1 pseudogene is annotated in these 278 nt (G+C 54.3%); it reads left to right on the forward strand.

Going from position 1 to position 278, the window contains the following annotated elements:
- Nucleotides 1-278 (forward strand): annotated as a pseudogene (locus tag AAEZ02_RS22325) (beta-ketoacyl-[acyl-carrier-protein] synthase II); the annotation flags it as partial.

A 278-nucleotide genomic window follows, 5' to 3' on the forward strand; every position in this document is an offset into this window, starting at 1 on the left:
CTTTAGAGCGTGGCCAAAGTGACGTCATGTTGGCGGGGATCGGCGAGTCTGCCGATGCTCATCATATTTCAGCGCCACACCCGCAAGGATTAGGTGCTATTGCCGCTATGCAACAAGCCCTGGCAGAAGCCAACATTGCTGCGGAAAAAATCGATTATCTCAACCTCCACGGTACCGCTACGCCCAAAAATGATGCCATGGAATCGCGTGCGGTCACTGCAGTATTCAGTCATTCATCACCAGCCTGCAGCTCAACCCAGCCGCTCACGGGCCATACT

It is taken from the genome of Shewanella sp. T24-MNA-CIBAN-0130, from assembly GCF_040310185.1.
Lineage (GTDB): Bacteria > Pseudomonadota > Gammaproteobacteria > Enterobacterales > Shewanellaceae > Shewanella > Shewanella psychromarinicola.